This window comes from Exiguobacterium sp. s16 (genome assembly GCF_018618115.1).
Lineage (GTDB): Bacteria > Bacillota > Bacilli > Exiguobacteriales > Exiguobacteriaceae > Exiguobacterium > Exiguobacterium mexicanum_A.
In genome coordinates, this window is the sequence record NZ_JACSLM010000004.1 from 177,916 (window position 1) to 194,393 (window position 16,478).

The 16,478-nt window shown below is 51.9% G+C and carries 15 protein-coding genes and 1 other annotated feature; of the genes, 4 read left to right on the forward strand and 11 right to left on the reverse strand.

The features are described 5' to 3' along the window. Positions 1 to 222: 222 nt before the first annotated feature. The 3 genes from KNP86_RS09755 to KNP86_RS09765 all read right to left on the reverse strand — a co-directional run bounded on the left by KNP86_RS09755 (position 223) and on the right by KNP86_RS09765 (position 5,242). On the reverse strand, positions 223 to 2,628 hold the full coding sequence (locus KNP86_RS09755) for an Ig-like domain-containing domain (protein WP_034778864.1): 2,406 nt from the start codon (positions 2,626 to 2,628) through the stop codon (positions 223 to 225). Positions 2,629 to 3,388: 760 nt separating this feature from the next. Then, the gene (locus KNP86_RS09760; RefSeq protein WP_214754086.1) at positions 3,389 to 4,714 is read right to left on the reverse strand and encodes an Ig-like domain-containing protein; all 1,326 of its coding nucleotides are present in this window, start codon (positions 4,712 to 4,714) and stop codon (positions 3,389 to 3,391) included. A gap of 153 nt (positions 4,715 to 4,867) precedes the next feature. Then, positions 4,868 to 5,242 (reverse strand): nuclear transport factor 2 family protein, encoded by a 375-nt coding sequence (locus KNP86_RS09765; RefSeq protein ID WP_034778866.1) that lies wholly within the window; start codon positions 5,240 to 5,242, stop codon positions 4,868 to 4,870. Between the two features lie 180 nt (positions 5,243 to 5,422). Here KNP86_RS09765 and KNP86_RS09770 point away from each other — a divergent pair, with 180 nt between their 5' ends. Then, complete coding sequence (locus tag KNP86_RS09770) at positions 5,423 to 5,704, forward strand: hypothetical protein (RefSeq protein WP_052090159.1); 282 nt, start codon at positions 5,423 to 5,425, stop codon at positions 5,702 to 5,704. A 73-nt stretch (positions 5,705 to 5,777) separates the two neighbouring features. Next, positions 5,778 to 6,010, forward strand: a binding site (T-box leader). Here KNP86_RS09770 and KNP86_RS09775 read toward each other — a convergent pair. Continuing rightward, positions 6,007 to 6,579, reverse strand: a complete 573-nt coding sequence (locus tag KNP86_RS09775; protein ID WP_214754088.1) for a DUF3885 domain-containing protein — start codon at positions 6,577 to 6,579, stop codon at positions 6,007 to 6,009. Its footprint overlaps the feature before it by 4 nt. A 43-nt stretch (positions 6,580 to 6,622) precedes the next feature. Here KNP86_RS09775 and trpE point away from each other — a divergent pair, with 43 nt between their 5' ends. Both trpE and KNP86_RS09785 read left to right on the forward strand, forming a co-directional pair. Beyond that, the gene (trpE, locus tag KNP86_RS09780; RefSeq protein ID WP_214754090.1) at positions 6,623 to 7,954 is read left to right on the forward strand and encodes an anthranilate synthase component I; all 1,332 of its coding nucleotides are present in this window, start codon (positions 6,623 to 6,625) and stop codon (positions 7,952 to 7,954) included. After that, positions 7,951 to 8,529 (forward strand): anthranilate synthase component II, encoded by a 579-nt coding sequence (locus KNP86_RS09785; RefSeq protein ID WP_214754092.1) that lies wholly within the window; start codon positions 7,951 to 7,953, stop codon positions 8,527 to 8,529. Before trpE ends, KNP86_RS09785 begins: the two co-directional genes overlap by 4 nt. Positions 8,530 to 8,532: 3 nt before the next feature. On the opposite strand, the gene KNP86_RS09790 is transcribed toward KNP86_RS09785, so the two are convergent. From KNP86_RS09790 to KNP86_RS09820, 7 genes are all read right to left on the reverse strand, one after another. Further along, positions 8,533 to 9,231 carry a ferredoxin--NADP reductase gene (locus KNP86_RS09790; protein ID WP_214754094.1) on the reverse strand — a complete coding sequence of 233 codons (699 nt, stop codon included), beginning with the start codon at positions 9,229 to 9,231 and terminating at the stop codon, positions 8,533 to 8,535. An 18-nt stretch (positions 9,232 to 9,249) separates the two neighbouring features. Continuing rightward, complete coding sequence (locus tag KNP86_RS09795; RefSeq protein ID WP_214754096.1) at positions 9,250 to 10,002, reverse strand: iron ABC transporter ATP-binding protein; 753 nt, start codon at positions 10,000 to 10,002, stop codon at positions 9,250 to 9,252. Continuing rightward, positions 9,999 to 11,075 (reverse strand): iron chelate uptake ABC transporter family permease subunit, encoded by a 1,077-nt coding sequence (locus KNP86_RS09800; RefSeq protein WP_034778878.1) that lies wholly within the window; start codon positions 11,073 to 11,075, stop codon positions 9,999 to 10,001. The genes KNP86_RS09795 and KNP86_RS09800 overlap by 4 nt, the downstream gene beginning before the upstream one ends. After that, on the reverse strand, positions 11,072 to 12,064 hold the full coding sequence (locus tag KNP86_RS09805; protein ID WP_251128268.1) for an ABC transporter permease: 993 nt from the start codon (positions 12,062 to 12,064) through the stop codon (positions 11,072 to 11,074). The genes KNP86_RS09800 and KNP86_RS09805 overlap by 4 nt, the downstream gene beginning before the upstream one ends. 24 nt (positions 12,065 to 12,088) lie before the next feature. Continuing rightward, entirely contained in the window at positions 12,089 to 13,090 is a 1,002-nt protein-coding gene (locus tag KNP86_RS09810) for a siderophore ABC transporter substrate-binding protein (protein WP_200881490.1), read from the reverse strand. Between the two features lie 292 nt (positions 13,091 to 13,382). After that, a complete protein-coding gene (locus tag KNP86_RS09815) occupies positions 13,383 to 13,673 on the reverse strand; it encodes a hypothetical protein (protein ID WP_034778884.1) in 291 nt (96 codons plus the stop codon). After that, positions 13,670 to 14,242, reverse strand: a complete 573-nt coding sequence (locus tag KNP86_RS09820) for a zinc dependent phospholipase C family protein (RefSeq protein ID WP_214754098.1) — start codon at positions 14,240 to 14,242, stop codon at positions 13,670 to 13,672. Before KNP86_RS09820 ends, KNP86_RS09815 begins: the two co-directional genes overlap by 4 nt. Positions 14,243 to 14,387: 145 nt before the next feature. Between KNP86_RS09820 and KNP86_RS09825 the strand changes: the two genes are divergently transcribed. Beyond that, positions 14,388 to 16,436, forward strand: coding sequence for an acyltransferase family protein (locus tag KNP86_RS09825; protein WP_214754100.1), 2,049 nt, complete (start codon positions 14,388 to 14,390; stop codon positions 16,434 to 16,436). Positions 16,437 to 16,478 lie beyond the last annotated feature (42 nt).

Genomic DNA, 16,478 nt, shown 5'->3' on the forward strand with positions numbered 1-16,478 from the left:
ATACCCCTCCAAATTATATATTATCCCTAAAGAAAATAGAACCAATATAATAATACCTTATTTGTTTTAAATTTCCATAATTTATTGGGATTAATATGTATTTTTTTCAGTTTACTACATAGTAAAACCGGCAGCGTCAGACGCTACCGGTTTCAAGATGGCTCCGCCCGAAGGCTTTGCTCTATTTAACCCTAAGGGAGGGTCAATGAATGTCAGCGCTAATTACTTAGCGATGTTCACCGAAGTGAACAATGGGTGTTTGTTGTTCGCGAGGTCGAGGACTTCGAACGCAGCACCTGGTTTGAGCGTGAGCGTTTGAGCCGTCTCAGCCGGAGTCAACACACGGTCAACCGTGATTTTGACTTGGTTCGACTGCGATCCCATGACTTCTGAGACTTTCGCAGATTTCGCGAGGTCTTGGTCGCCGACGAAGAGTTTGAAGTCTTCATAGCCGTCCTCGATTGAGTAGTCTGCGATCGACTCATCGAACGTGAGCGTGATGATCGCGTAGTCGCCTGACACGTTGTTCGACGTGAGAACTGCCGAAGTGAGACCTGGAAGGTCGTTTTCAGCGAACTTCTCGTTCAAGGCGAGTGTATCCATGACGTTGCCCGCCACGTCTTTAACGTTTTGGATTGTGAACGCGTATTTACCAGATGTCTGGATCGCGCCTTCTTTGAGCGTCAACTTGATGACGTCACGTTTCTCGTTCGTGAAGACGGCTTTCTCAGCGATCGCTTTGCCTTCGATCAAGAAGTTGCCCAAGTAGAGTGATGATGGGTCAAGTTTCTCGCTGAACTTGAGGTAAAGTGTGCTGTTGTCCTTCTCTTGGAAGTAGTAGCCATCGAACGTCGGCTTCTCTTTCTCGATTGGGCTCGATGTGATTGAGAACTTGATTGATTGAGCCGCGCTCGCGTTGCCGACGACATCCTCTACGAGGTTCTTCGGAAGCGTGACCGAGTAGTTTCCAAGTTCAAGATCCGAGATCGGCGTCTTGATTTGGTTCTTCGAGTAGTACGAAGCGTCTGTCCATGCTTTGACTTTCTTCTCGACACCGTTCGGCGTGATGTACGAACCGACCATCTCACCATCGTAGAGCGCGTTCACTTCTTCAGAGAACGTGAGGACGAGGTGGTTCTTGCCGTCGATGACTTTCACTTCTGCTCCAGTCACAGTCGGTGCAGTCGCATCGTTTGTGAAGTTGACGAGTTTCGTTGACGCTGCGCCGTAGTTGCCAGCGAGGTCGCGGAACTCAGAAACTTTCACGTCGATTTGACCGATGAACGTGCTGTCACGGACAGTGAGGACTTTGCCTGACTCGTCGAGCCATGCGTTGTCGTCAAGGTCAGCTTCGATGTCACCGTTTGTAAGCGTGATTTTCGCAACATGGTTGTAACGATCCACATAGACAGCCTCAGAGAATGTCACTGTGAGGTAGCCCGGTTTCGAAGACGACATGCCGACGACTGCAGGTGCTACACCGTCAACGACTTTCTTCTGAACGACCTTCGTCACTGGATTTGGTGTGATGAAATTGCCAGCGAAGTCACGGAGACCGACGAGTGTCAACTTGTAGTCTTTGCCTGCGACGAACTGAGCGTCTGACAAGTCAAGGATGAACGACTTACCGTCCCACGAGAGCTTGTCGACATCAACTTTGTAGCCAGCGCCAGAAGCGTCTGTCAACTCAAGTTTCTTCTCAAGCGCTTCTTCTGAGTCAACGTTGACCGGCTCAGAGAACGTGAACTTCACGCGGTTGTTTTCAAGATACTCAGGATCGTTAAGGACTGGGCGCACGTTATCTGTGAGCGTGTAGATTCCTTTGAACGGTACGAGATCTTTGCCGTCAAGACCTTTGATCTTCGAGCTGGCAAGCACGGCGTAACGGCCGTCGAATGTCTTCTCGGCGCGAACGACGAGCGTTTTGCCGTCTTTCGAGAGTGTGCCGCGAAGTCCTTTGAGGCGTTGTGCATCTGGAATGTGATCGATTTCGACCGTTCCATCTTTGAGCATGCCGTTATCGAGGAGCGTGCTCGCGTCAACCGGTTTAGAGAAGTTGATTTGAAGCTCTTTGGCGTTGAGCAACTCGACGCTTGATACCATCGGTGCTGACTCGACGACTTTATACTTGAACGATTTCGAAACCGTTCCATACGCTTTGTTCGAGTAAGTGAACGTCGCAGTGAACTCGCCGACTTGCGACGTGTCGATACCAGACCATGAACCCGGCTTCATGTAGACGCGGTCTGCGAATTTGACCGGCTGCGAGCGGATACCTGAGACGGCTTGTCCTTTTTCGAAGACGAGCATTTCTTTCGGTCCGATCACTTCTTGAGCGTAGTTCAAAACGCGAACGCGCTTCTCAACTTTGATGCCCTTCCCTTTGACGAAACCTACCGCCGTTTGGAAGACACCGAGCTTGTTCATGTTGACTGAAGACTTGTACCAGTGGATCTCTGATCCGTGATACGTCTTGTCAAGCGCTGCATCCAAGTTCCCTTGACGTACATAGTCCGAGCTGAGCTTGACGACAGGCATTGCCGCTGAAGCCGACATTGCTGGTGCGACCGCTGCCGCTGTCACTGCAAACGCTGCCGCTGCCGTGACAAATTGTTTTTTGTTTGCCATCTTGTTTAAATCCTCCCTTTGGTAAAATGCGATTTCTGCGTCTTCGACTCCCCCTCGTCCTCTCGATCACGCCTCAAGGCACCCTTACTGCCATGAGTTATGTATAGCATCGATAGGACTTGGGTCATACAAAAACAGGTATCTAAAACCATACATTGACTTTTAGCCTATGCATCGTCCCAGATTGCTTACATCCATAATATACATAACGTTTCCAATTGAAACAAGCGACTTTTTGTCGAAAAAGGGAAATGATAATGCATTTTTGTATTTTTATTTAGAATATTCAAGACGCCAATCTAGAATTACCAGTGTGATTATAATCGCATAAAATCAACAAAGTAAGCGCTATCAATGTTTTTAGTCAAGATCAGACTTCTGTCATCGGATTCGATTTTTATGAAATGAATGATTAAAATATAATTTCCAGTTATCGTTTTGGATTTTACATTTAATAAACCTATATTACCTTTAATTACCATTAAATTATGTGAGTAATGTTTTTTAATAAACCAATTCATTACCAATTAAGAACTTCTACTGATTCGTCCGACACGAATTACGCTTTTCGAATAGGACTTTTGGGTCAGATGAATATGGACGATTCATAGCCGGTGAGACGTTTTTTCTTCAATACGACAGAAAATATCCAGTAAATGGTTATCGAGAAATCGGAGTATGGTTCTTGTATTGTCATTTTGCCAAATGATCACACACAAAAATCGCCCTTCCTGAGAAGGGCGATCTGAAGTATTGCTTTTTAATATCCAGCGTAGCTGAGTGATTCGATGAAGGCGCGTTTCTCGCCAGCGTAGAGCGGCCATTTGACGACACCTTCGCTGCCTTCCACCGTGACGATGATCCGGTTCTGTGGACGGACGTTCGTTTTGATGAACTGAATGAGTTTTGCATCCGGCTCAAAGATGTACCACTCCCCAACCGAACCATCCTCATACTCCATGTACTCGACCTCTTCCGGGTCGATGTTCACTTTGTATGACTTGCTGCCGACTTGGATGCGGAGCGTCTCCATATCGAGGTAACCTTCGTCTGATTCGATGTCGACGAGAAACGCCATATTCGCTTTTGATGGCTTCCCGAAGAAGACAGGCGCAAACGTCTCAGCGTAGCGGACGTCCCCTTCGCTATCGAATACTTCTTTATGAAGCGTGATTTGGCCAGGCAAACGATAGAACTTGTTGTATAGCGCATGTTGCACGCCGAGCTTGAGGGCGCCGCCTTTATTGCCGGCTCCGTCGACTACATACAACTCAATCGGTTGTCCGAGCTTTTGTTTCGGGATCTTGATGGCAAACTTCCCGGTCGACATGACTGGGGCTTTATACGTCTTCGTCCCGATCTTCGCATAGACAGTTGCATACGCTTCGGCCGTACCAGTGATTGCCGTTGCGGTCGTCGTCACGCTCTGCGTAACGCGTGGACGCATCGGGGCACGACCGTCTTTGATGACTTTCGTCGAGCGCGTGAGGCTCGTCGCCCCCTTCGCGTCGACTGTCGTTGCACGGATGACCGTGCCGATTGGAAGGACTGCTGTCGTGCGGCGATAGACGCCTTTCGCGTCATAACGTGCCGTGTACGTCGCGTTCCCGACTTGAAGCGTCAATTTTGCACCCGGTGTGCCGGTCACGACGATGTGACGGGCCGTGCTGTTGACTGTGCCGATTTTCGGCGTCGCCGGACGTGCGGCCGGATCGACCGCGACGACGACTTGTGTCGTCTCGCTGACGTTTCCGGCAGCGTCACGCAAACTGACCGAGATGACTTTTCCGACCGACTGCGGGCTCATGTTGAATTGAGCCGTTCCTGCCTCTGTGACGACGCGCGTATACACTTTGCTGTTGATGCCAATCAAAGCTGTCGTACCGGCCTCGCCTTCGATGACGATTGATTTCGACGTGTGGAGCGGTGTCGAGACGACCGGTGCGAGTGGCGCCGTGACGTCGACCGTCTCGACGACCGGTGGCTCTTCTGTCGTCGAGCCTTCTGCTTGTGCTTGAAGCGGCAAAAGTGGCGAGACGATGAGCGAACCGGCTAAGAACAACTTTAAATACGATGAATGATTCATGATTTTCCTCCATTATCTAGGTTTATCATTATTTTGGTTGGTTTCCCTATTTTATTGTAATAACATCTCTAAGAAAAAGTTCGTTTTTTTAAACATCAGGTGAATGATTTCATAAAAAAAACTGCTTTGGATGTACCAAAGCAGTCCTCCCTATCATACTTCATGAATCATCGTCGCCTGGCCGCCTTGCCAAAGCCACGTGTCGTTCTCTTTCACATAGACATGCAGCACCCAGAACCGGCCTTCGTAGGCGTTCGTTCCGAGGATGAAACGCTCTTCAAGCAATAGTTGCACGAGGGCGATCTCGCCTGCTACCGTCTCGTCGAACGTGACGGTCTCCTGCGTGATCCACTGGACCGACGCCGGGTCGACGAACTGATCTAAAAATGTTTCTTTATCGAACTGACGTCCGCTCGAGTCGACGTAACGAAACTCGTCGTGCATGATGCCGCGCATCGCGTCCAGGTCGCCCTTGACTTGAAGCGCGGCCCGTTCGTCAGAAAGTTGTTTTAAGTTGATTGTTTCCATTGATGTACCTACCTTTCGCGTCCATCATAACATACTCGTATGCTCGAGTCGTCCCACTCGTAATGGCCGTCTCAATTATTCGATTGTACGTAACCACATCGGTACTATTCTTTTTCTTATCCCCTATTCCCTGTATACTTAGCAATATACAATTTATCCCATTTAGAAAGGACGATGCTTATGGATTTGATCGACCCGTTCATCTGGCAACTCGTCATCGTCCCTATCCTCACCATCGGGACCGGTGTCCTCATCGCGTTACGATTCGAAAAGGCTTATATCGCCCCGCTCATCACGTTGGTGCTCAATCTCGCAATTGAAATGACGATGGGCCTCGTGTACTACGGGACGCTCACTTCTCCATCGTCTTGGAATTGGCTTTTCCCGATTCCCTCGTTTCTCATCGCCTATACGTTTCTCAGTAAACGGAAGACCGAGCGCCAGATAGAAAAACATTCCTGAGCCCTAATCATTCTGACAGTTTCGATATTGACATTCTGACTTCAGCCCGTTAAAGTAACGATAACATTCATACGAACTCGCGATGAGAAAGAAGAGTAGCGTGAAGATACGTCTCCAGAAAGCCGGTGGTCGATGTGAACCGGTGACGTGTTGCACGTGAATGGGCTTTTGAGCGTTCAGACCGATACGTAGGCTCTGACGGGTCCTCCCGTTACCGAGGACAGCGAATGATGGTTCGCGATGAGTGGGGAGGCGCGAAGTCTCTCAACGAAGGTGGCAACACGGGGAAATCTCCTCGTCCTTCATGTCCGATCGGGCATGAGGGGCGGGGAGATTTTTTGTTTGATTGCTTGGAGGTGTTCGGGTGATGTCCCGCGGATATAGGCACCACGGTCATCATAAACAAATAGTACATGTCCTGCTTCCTGATGAATGAACTGAACGGCAGGATACGACATGGCCCAGCCACGCAGTCGTGGTCTCAATGGTTGAAAGTCTTGGTGACAAATCGCCTCCAACAAACGAGACATCCGGATCTGGTCTCGATCAGCAATCGGCACGATATACGTCCAGAGCGTCTCCTCCTCTTCTTCGGAACGAATCAACGCCGTCTGAAAGCGGAGCGATTTGTCGCGAATCAATCGAAACATACCGGTGTTGCCCGGGTGATCACCATAAACATGATACACGAGCGTGAAGCCCTCACCGTTCGGAAACAAGGTGTCGAACAACCCCTTCGCTTTTCGTATCACGGCATCGAAATACGCTTGATTCAACTCATCCGATTGATCGAGAAACGGACTTAATTCTTCTTCTAGCTCGATGTGCTCAGTGAGCGCATCTCCTGAGAATTGATTCGGTTTTAAGATGTGCATCATAGTTTCCCCTTTTCTCTCAAATTATAAGGAGGTTATCGATATGAAACAACTCATCATCAACGGCGACGAACTGACACCGGTGGCAATCTTCCACCGCTTAGAAGGTAAACGAAAAGTGTTGCTCGAGAGTCGCGCCGAAGGCAAGCACGGCCGCTACTCGATCATCGCTTCGAACCCAGTCGAGACGATTCGCGCCAACGGCAACGAAGTGACCGACGCATCCGGCACGATGCACACGGAAGATCCGCTCGCCTTGTTGTCGGAACTGGTTGCGCGGGACACACCGGACGCCCCCTATCCGTTCATCGGCGGTGCCGTCGGCTATATCGGCTATGACATGCAGCGCGTCTATGAACCGATCCCGAATACCCCGAGCGAGACGCGTGGTTTGCCGGACGCCTTGTTCCAACGATATGAGACGGTCGTTCTCTATGATCATGTCGAAGAGCAGGTCATCGTGATCGACACTGGAAATGATGATGCTACAAATCGGCTAGACCACGTCAAACGAGCCCTCGAGACAGCGAAGACACACGAACTTGCCCCCGTCGTCCGCACGAGTGAACGCGTGTTGACCGGCAAAGAGGAGTTCGTCGAACGCGTCTTGCAGGCGAAAGAAGCCATCCTCGCCGGAGAGGTGTTCCAACTTGTCTTGTCCCAACGCATCGACGCGACGTTCACCGGCGATCCGTTCCACTTTTACCGGACGCTTCGGAAACAAAACCCGAGCCCGTATTTGTTCTATATCGATCTCGGCGAGGTGATCGTCCTCGGGGCATCACCAGAGAGTCTCGTTCGCGTCGAGGGAAATCGCGTCTCGACGAACCCGATCGCCGGCACCCGCCCCCGCGGCAAGACAATCGAAGAAGACGTGCGTCACGCTGCTGATCTCATTCAAGACGAGAAAGAACTCGCCGAGCACCGGATGCTCCTCGACCTCGGTCGCAACGACATCGGCCGGGTCGCCAAAGTCGGCTCGGTCACGATACCGAAACAGATGGAAGTCGAGCGCTTCAAAAACGTCATGCATCTCGTCTCCGAGGTCGAAGGTGAACTGCGCGACGACTTGAATCCGATTGACGCGCTGCGGGCCTGTCTCCCGGCCGGTACCGTCTCGGGCGCCCCAAAGATTCGAGCGATGCAGCTGATTGACGAATTGGAAACGGTGAAGCGCGAAGTATATGCCGGGGCCGTCGGCTATCTCGACGTCCGGGGCGGCTATGATTTCGCCCTCGCCATTCGGACGATGGTCGTTCAAGGTGACACGGCCTATGTCCAAGCCGGTGCCGGCATCGTCTACGACTCGGACCCGGTGTCAGAATATGAAGAGACGTTGCATAAAGCCAAATCCCTACTGGAGGTGTTCGCATGATTCTACTCATCGATAACTACGACTCGTTCACGTATAACGTGTATCAAGATGTCGCCCGGTTCAGCGACGTCTTGGTCGTCCGCAATGACGAACTGACAATCGACGCGATTCGCGACCTCAATCCGGCTGGAATTATCATCTCTCCGGGTCCAGGTGGCCCCCTGGATGCCGGTGTCTCGCTCGATGTCGTCCGCACCTTGTCCGGCACCATCCCCATCCTTGGCGTCTGTCTCGGACATCAAGTCATCGCCGAGGCGTTCGGTGGCACGGTCGGTCGGGCCGAACAGGTCATGCATGGGAAGACGTCCGTGATCGAGACGACCCCGGGCGTCTTGTTCGACGGGAGTCCGAGTGAGGTCATGCGCTACCATTCGCTCGTCGTCTTGGAGACGGACCTCGTCGTGACCGCTCGCACGCATGACGAGGTCATCATGGCGCTCGAACATCCCGAGCACCCGACATATGGTGTCCAGTTCCATCCCGAATCGACTGGAACGCCAAACGGACGTGACGTGTTCAAGCGCTTCGTCGACTTGTGCCATGCAAAAAGACCGAGGAACGCGTCCTCGGTCTGAGCGTCAGGCCTTCAAGAAATCTTCCATTTGGAAGTCATGTTTGTCGAGCATGATTTGGTCCGGCGTCACGCCATTTTGACGCAATTTGGCAATCGTCTCATGCAAGAAGTCATCGCTGCCGACAAGGTAAAACAGTCCGTCTTTGTCTGCGGCGAGCGTCTCGACCAGCTGGTAATAGTCCGGACGATTGTCGACGAACTCGGCCGTGAATCCATTCGTTGACGCGAACACATCGTTAAACAAATATTCTTTCGACGAGTCGACGTTCAACGAGTGGAGGTGCGGCACACCTTCCCCGTTCGCCAAATACGCGAGTACGAGCGGGCGGAACGTCGCAATGCCGACCCCGCACGATAACAGATAGACGTTCTTCCCTTCCCGCTTCAATGGCACGTTCGAATGCGTCTTGAAGATGGCGACCTTGTCCCCGATGTTCATGTCACGCAAGATTGATTTGAACGTCGAACATTCCGGTTTGACCCGCGTCGTGATCCCAATCGCGCCTTCATGCGGCAACGTCGAGATCGACATGTGCCGAATCAACGTCCGGTTCGGTTTGTCTTCTTGATTGAAGCCTTCGAGCGCGAAGTGCGTGTGCGCGCCTTCTTCCCACGTGAAGCCCTCGGGCAGTTCCAGTTTGAACGTGTATGTATCTCGCGCTTCCTGCACGACTTGTTGAATTGGTGTCCAATAAATCTGCATGCTGATCCCCTCCTTCTATTAATAGACCGCGATCGGTCCATACGGTCCTTGAATGATCTCCAGTTTCGTCTCAAAAATGTCAGATAGGATGTCGGCGTCCATAATCTCTTCGACCGTACCAAAGGCGGCGATGTTCCCGTCTTTCATCGCACAGATGCGGTCCGAATATTTCGCCGCGAAGTTGATGTCATGGAGCACCGTGACGATCGTCCGTCCAAACTCGTCGGCGACGTGCCGCAAGTATTCCATCATCTGGACCGAGCGAGCGATATCGAGGTTGTTGAGCGGCTCGTCGAGGAGCACGTATTCCGTCTCCTGACAGAGCACCATCGCGACGTACGCCCGTTGGCGCTGTCCGCCCGACAATTCATCGAGATAGCGATGCTCGAGCGACGTCAGATCGAGGAAGTCGATATATTTCGAGATGATCCGTTCGTCCTCTTGCGTCAACCGCCCCTTCGAGTATGGGAAGCGTCCAAAGCCCGCGAGCTGACGGACGGTGAGACGCGTCACGAAATGATTCTCTTGCCGTAAAATCGTGACGATTTTCGCCAAGTCTTTCGATTTCGTGCTCGACACGTCCATCCCGGCGACTTGGATTTGACCCGCGTCTAAATCGAGCAAACGGCCGATCATCATGAGCGTCGTCGATTTCCCGGCCCCGTTCGGTCCGATCAACGATGTGAAGCCGGCCTTCGGGATGTCAAGATTGATTGGTCCGATTTGGACATCATCCGAATACGATTTTTGTACTTGTTCCAATTGAATCATAGCGATTTTCTCCTTAAAATGACTGCCAAGAAAATGATGCCGCCGAACAGTTCGATGATGACGGACACGACACTCGGTGTATTGAGAATGTGATACATAAAGAAATACGCGCTCGTCAACACGAAGAATCCAAGCGCGAACGCCATCGGAAACACGTATTTATGATCGTACGTCGCTGCCACTTGATAGCTGAGCGTCGCCACCAAGAATCCAAAGAACGTCAACGGTCCAATCAGCGCCGTCGATACCGACATGAGAAGCGAGATCAAGACGAGCGTAAAGATGACGCTCCGGCGATGGTTCACCCCGAACGATGTCGCCACGTCTTTCCCGAGTGCGACGACATTCAAGCGATTCGAGAAACTATACAACAACGTCCCGACGACAATCACAATCGGAATGACGATCGGGAAGTAGGCGGCATCGGCATGCATGACCGATCCGAACAGACGGGCCTGCAGGACGTCGAACTCGGATGGGGCGAGCATGCGTCGCATGAACGAGGACACCGAATTCAATCCCGTCCCGATGATAATCCCGACGAGAAGCATCAGTTGCAGGTTGCCGTATTTCCCGGACAAGAGCCAGCCGTACAAGAGCAGACTCATGAGCACCATGAGGCCAACTTGGGTCAAAAAGGCACCGGTTCCCGAAAAACCGATTAATGCCCCTGCACCGAAGAAGAAGATCATACTCGTCTGAATCGTCGAGTAGAGCGCGTCGAACCCGAGTAACGATGGCGTGATGATGCGGTTGTTCGTCACCGAATGAAACGCGACCGTCGCCAAGCTTTGACAGAGCGCGGCGATCGCCATCGTGATGACGGCGACGACCCGACGCTCGACGACCGGGACGAACGACGGTGAGTCGAACGGGACCGGATTGTTGTAGACGAGTAACCCGAACGCACAGAGCAGTCCCCCGACGATAAAGAAGGCCAGGAACAACCAATAGCGGCGCTGTTCTCGTTTCGAACGGAACGCCGTCGCACACCGATCGTCTGTATGCACGGACCGACCATCAACATCGTATGCTTCCCGATGCTTCGTCTTATTTTCAATAAGTGTGCTCATCGTACCCCTCCCGTCTTCCGTTGTCTCAAGAGAATTACGATAAATACGATTGACCCGACCGTACCGAGAATGAGCGATACCGGCAATTCGAACGGCATGATGATCGTCCGCGAAATCAAATCGCTGACGAGGACCGTTCCCATCCCGATGACGCATACCCACGGCAAGTTGCTGCGGAGGTCGTCCCCGCGAAACATCGAGACGATGTTCGGGACGATCAGCCCGAGAAACGGCAGATTACCGATGACCGTCGCCACGACCCCGACCGCGAGCGCGATCAATCCCGTCGCAATCAAGATGAGACGATTGTAATTGACGCCTAAGCTCGTCGCGATGTCCTCGCCGAGACCAGCGAGCGTCAACCGATTCGCGAGGATGAAGATGAAGAACGTGACGAGGATGATGAGCCACAAGTATTCATACCGTCCGACCTGAACTGATGCGAACGACCCGACGAACCAACCTTCGATTGTCTGGCTGGCTTGAAAGAATAGACCGAGAAACGTCGACACGGCCGAGACGACCGCCCCGAGCATGAGTCCGATAATCGGGACAATCAACGACGAGCGGAGTTTGACCGAACGCAGAAACCAGAAGAAGACCATCGTTCCGATGAATGAAAAGACGATTGCCCCCGTCATCCGCATCATGAGCGTCGGAGCCGGGACGAGCAGATACACAGCGAGCAGGCCGAGCCCCGCCCATTCGAGTGTACCTGTCGTCGTCGGTTCGACGAGACGGTTCTGTGTGATCAGTTGCATGACGAGCCCCGACATCGCCATGGCGGCACCGGTCAACATGATGGCGACCGTGCGCGGAACGCGGGTGATCCAAAACATGTCCGACCCGCCTTCTTGACGAATGTCATAGACGCCGGTCACGAGCGAAAGGCCCGCCAATATGAACACCACGAGCATTGCTACGATAAAGGACTTCGTCCAAATGTTAGAAAAGGAGGGCTGAGACAATGTCTCAACCCTTGCTGTCATTGGTTTTTGCACAACGTGACTCCCTTATTTCGAAAGCGCGGCTGCGATATCGTTGAATAGTTCAGAATAAGTTTGAATCGACTCGTTGATGTACGTATCGTTCGGCGCATACACGATTTTTTCGTCTGTCACGGCTTTCGTTTTTTGGAGCGCCGGTGCGTTATCAATCACGTCCGCTGCAGGCACTGCGTCTTCCATGCTTGAAATGGCCGCATCACGGTCGAGGACGAACAACCAGTCCGGGTCACTCTCGGCAATCGCTTCGACCGAGACCTCATCCCCTTGATGGTCCCCTGTCGTTTTCGCTACTTCGAGGGCTGGTGTCCAGTCAAAGATGTCATACATCGGTCCGAAGACACGTCCTGTGTTCGGTGCCGAGAAGCCGATATTTCCGCCCGAGACGATGACTGACATCACCGTGTCTTCACTGTCGTATGCCTCTTTCACACTGTCAATCGATGCTTCGAAGCTCGCGATGAGCTCATCTGCTTCCGTTTCTTTTTCAAAGATTTGTCCGAGTGAGCGCGTCGTTGTCTCAAAGCCTTCGACCAAGATTTCACCTGGCGTGCCCGCATCTTCCGGGAGCTCGATGTTCAAATCGATGACGGCTGCTTCCGGTACCAACTTTTTAATGTCGTCGTAGTAGTCGGCGAATCGTTGGCCGACGATGACAACATCCGGATCCACACCGGCGATCGCTTCTAAGTTCGGTTCATTGTGCATCCCGACGTCCACGATGTCTTTATCATTTTTATAAGGCAAGTCCGCTGGAATCAATCCGATTGGGGCGGCGACCAAGTCGATTTCCCAATCTGAGAGCGTCTCGAACGTTCGGTTGTCGAGCGCGACGACCTTCTCCGGGTTGACAGGCACATCGATTGTTCCATGTGCGTCCGTGATTTCAACTGTTTTCGGTGCTGTCTCCGCTTCCGCGCTTCCTGCGTCTTTCGTCTCGTCCGTGCTACCGCATGCGGCTAGCGTGAAGACGAGTGATGTGAGCATGACTGCTGCTTTCCATTTCCCCATTCTTTCCATCTCCCTGTGTATCTGTTTTTGAATGACGACCTTCTCAGTGAGTCCGCAACCGTTTCACGATTCTGCTCTATGTATGGATACTGACGCTTTCTCACTGATAATGATTATCATTGTCGTTTTCATTGAGAAGCATAACAAACAAAAAAAGGTTGTGCAATGCCAAATTTTCAAATTGGAAATGGAAATATTATTCTTTCTATCTAATGCAAACAAAAAAAGAAAGCGGACCGTCCGTCCACTTTCTGGGTAAATAGGGTTCATTGATTCATTCTCATTTGTCCGATTACGCCTCCGAAATCCCATTAGCAAGCAACAACAGAAAAATCCAAATCGATAGCGGCACGATCAACCCAAGATTCCCAACGAGGCTGAACACACGTACCGTCTTCTCTTTCGAGAATAGGCCCCAAATCAATGTGGCGATCAAGGCGATATCTAAAGCGATATACACCCAGATGGCCGTCATCAAGTCCAAATTCGGAAAAAAACGAGCGTTCAAGGTGAACAGCGCCACGATTGTCAGAATCGAAAGTCCAAACGTTACGTAGAGCGGCGCATAGCGGCGTTGTGTCATGTGGTCACCTCACTTTTCTGTTGAACCATCTGTCGGCAACGAAGGATGCACGTCTCGACGTAACCATCGAGCTGGTGTGGCAAAAACATCGTATACGTCCCTTCCTCTGTCACCTCCGAATCTCGCTCGACTTTCACTACGAGTTCACGTAGTTCATTCGTCGCATGGTTTTTCAACGAAGTGAAATCGAAGACACCTAGTCGTTGAGCTAGGCGTGCATTATACGCATCAAAATCGGCATAATACATCGCCTGCTTTTCCAGGTCATTCGTGATGACTTGCTTGAGCCATCCCTTGTAGAAACCTTGTAGCCAAATCTCGTCCGCGACGAGGTGGCAATAATAACCGAGCCGGAACGATGGATTCTCGTTCGCACTGTCCACCCAGTACTGTTCGATGTCGAGCCGACGTGTCAAATCCTCATGTCGCCCCGCATAATAATGTGTGATTTCCTTCACCGTTGACGCATCGGGTGCAAGATTCCCTAACAGAAATGTCGTTTGATCAATACCCTCTAAATATGGACATACTTCGTTCGCAATGACGAGATGCATCAGATGAGAACCCATTCGTGCCCCTCCCTCTTTTTTCAATCAATCATCCAAAACCGATTCGGCTCTAAAAATCAGTTGCCACTTCTATCCATTATGGTACTATGGAAAATAGTGCAAAATAACCACGTCGTATTTTGATATAGGGATAAGGAGTTTTTCAATGTCACATACCACTACACCTGTCGCTGACACTGCGGGCAAAGGCCCGAAGAAGTTTCGGCCTGAAATCGAGGGGCTTCGTGCTGTCGCGGCGCTTCTCGTCGCGATTTATCACATTTGGCTCGGACGAGTGTCTGGTGGGGTCGACGTCTTCTTTGTCGTCTCCGGCTTCCTCATCACGGCCTCCCTCTTGTCACGTTATCGTCGTCTTGGGAGCGTCAACTTCTTTGATTACTTATTTGGTTTGTTCAAACGGCTGTTTCCGGCGGCGTTCTTCGTCTTGGCCGCCGTCACCATCGCTAGTTACTTTTTCTTACCGAGCGTGCGTTGGGGACAGACGATTCAAGAACTGTTCGCCTCGGCCCTCTATTTTCAAAACTGGGAGCTCGCCTTCAGTGCCGTTGACTACTTGGATGCAGGAAATGACAAGAGTCCGGTCCAACACTTTTGGGCGATGTCGATTCAAGCCCAGTTTTACGTGATCTGGTTCTTCTTGATCACCCTCGCCATCTTTTGGGTGAAGCGTAGCAAAACAGAAGACATTCGACCCAAGCTACTAGCCATCTTCATCACCGTGTTCATCCCATCGTTCGCGTATTCGGTTTGGATGACCGGTCATAATCAACCATGGGCCTACTTTGACACGTTCGCTCGCGTCTGGGAGTTCTCGCTCGGCGGTATCCTGTTCTTGGTCATCTCGAAAATCCGACTCGCTCCGCTCGCCTCGACGATTGTCGGTTGGCTCGGGCTGGCCACGCTCGTTTCGACGGGTCTCCTCTTGGACGTCGGTGGCGTCTTCCCGGGTTACGTCGCCCTCTTGCCGACGTTCGCCGCGGTCATGATTTTAGTCGCAGGTGAAAACGGGAGTACGTACGGTGTCGAGCGCTTGCTCGGCTCGAAACCGCTCGCGAAGCTCGGCAGCCTGTCGTACGGCTTCTATTTATGGCATTGGCCGCTCCTGACGTTCTATTACGTCTGGAAAGGGGCGACCGACGTCTCGCTTGCGGACGGGGTCGGTATCATATTGATTTCGCTTGCGTTGTCCTACGTGACGACGTCCATCATCGAGCGCCCGGTCCGGACGCTCAACACGAAGACGAACTATCATCCGAAAGTCGTCGGGACGCTCATCGCGTTCATGTTGCCCGTCCTCGTGATGAACGTCGCTTGGCAGGCCAAAATCGAGGCCGAACAGAGTGAACAGCTCTCGCTCGCCACGTCACCGGACTATCCGGGTGGCCTCGTCTTCACGGATACGTTCGCAAACACACCAGAACTCCCGTACATCCCATTTGATGCGGACATTGTCAACGATCGCTCAGAACCGTTCTGGGACGGCTGTCACGCTCCCGTACCGGAGACAAACGTGTTGACGTGCGATTACGGTGAGACGGAAGACCCACTCTATAAAGTCGCCCTCGTCGGCGGTTCGCACTCGAGCCACTGGCATCCGGCGCTCAATACGTTCATCAAAGACGAACGGATTCACCTCGTCAATATGACGAAGAGCGCTTGCCGCTTCAGCACGGGCATCATCGGTAACTACCCGGAATGTAACGAATGGAACACGAAAATCGTTGATGCTATCGTCGAGGCGGACGTCGACCTTGTCATCACGATGGCCGATATCGGACATCAGGAGAACATCGGTGTGCCGGAAGGTTACGTCGAACGATTCAAACAACTCGAAGCGCTCGATATTCCAATCTTTGCGATTCGGGACACGCCGTTTTTCGACAATCGAGTCCCGGCCTGTCTCGCCGAGTTCGGCCGTAACGCCGATGAATGTAGCGTTGACCGCGAGAAGACGTTACCGGCTGTCAGTGACTGGGATCAGCTGGCCGACAAGCCGTCCAACGTCTACTATTACGACTACTCGGATTACATCTGTGAAGAAGACGTATGCCGCCCGGTCGTCGGTAACGTCGTCGGTTATGTCGACAGTAACCATATGACCAAGTCGTTCAATGAGACGCTTGCCCCATTCGTTCGTGAAGATTTGATGGCTTTGCTCCAACAATTAAAACAACCTGCAACGCAAACCGACTGACATGCGCGCGCTCCTCTACGAAGGGGGGCGCGTTGTTTGTGT

Coding starts and splice junctions, on each gene's coding strand:
- KNP86_RS09755 (WP_034778864.1), bottom strand. CDS start 2,628: ATGGCAAACAAAAAACAATTTGTCACGGCAGCGGCAGCGTTTGCAGTG.
- KNP86_RS09760 (WP_214754086.1), bottom strand. CDS start 4,714: ATGAATCATTCATCGTATTTAAAGTTGTTCTTAGCCGGTTCGCTCATC.
- KNP86_RS09765 (WP_034778866.1), bottom strand. CDS start 5,242: ATGGAAACAATCAACTTAAAACAACTTTCTGACGAACGGGCCGCGCTT.
- KNP86_RS09770 (WP_052090159.1), top strand. CDS start 5,423: ATGGATTTGATCGACCCGTTCATCTGGCAACTCGTCATCGTCCCTATC.
- KNP86_RS09775 (WP_214754088.1), bottom strand. CDS start 6,579: ATGCACATCTTAAAACCGAATCAATTCTCAGGAGATGCGCTCACTGAG.
- trpE (WP_214754090.1), top strand. CDS start 6,623: ATGAAACAACTCATCATCAACGGCGACGAACTGACACCGGTGGCAATC.
- KNP86_RS09785 (WP_214754092.1), top strand. CDS start 7,951: ATGATTCTACTCATCGATAACTACGACTCGTTCACGTATAACGTGTAT.
- KNP86_RS09790 (WP_214754094.1), bottom strand. CDS start 9,231: ATGCAGATTTATTGGACACCAATTCAACAAGTCGTGCAGGAAGCGCGA.
- KNP86_RS09795 (WP_214754096.1), bottom strand. CDS start 10,002: ATGATTCAATTGGAACAAGTACAAAAATCGTATTCGGATGATGTCCAA.
- KNP86_RS09800 (WP_034778878.1), bottom strand. CDS start 11,075: ATGAGCACACTTATTGAAAATAAGACGAAGCATCGGGAAGCATACGAT.
- KNP86_RS09805 (WP_251128268.1), bottom strand. CDS start 12,064: ATGACAGCAAGGGTTGAGACATTGTCTCAGCCCTCCTTTTCTAACATT.
- KNP86_RS09810 (WP_200881490.1), bottom strand. CDS start 13,090: ATGGGGAAATGGAAAGCAGCAGTCATGCTCACATCACTCGTCTTCACG.
- KNP86_RS09815 (WP_034778884.1), bottom strand. CDS start 13,673: ATGACACAACGCCGCTATGCGCCGCTCTACGTAACGTTTGGACTTTCG.
- KNP86_RS09820 (WP_214754098.1), bottom strand. CDS start 14,242: ATGGGTTCTCATCTGATGCATCTCGTCATTGCGAACGAAGTATGTCCA.
- KNP86_RS09825 (WP_214754100.1), top strand. CDS start 14,388: ATGTCACATACCACTACACCTGTCGCTGACACTGCGGGCAAAGGCCCG.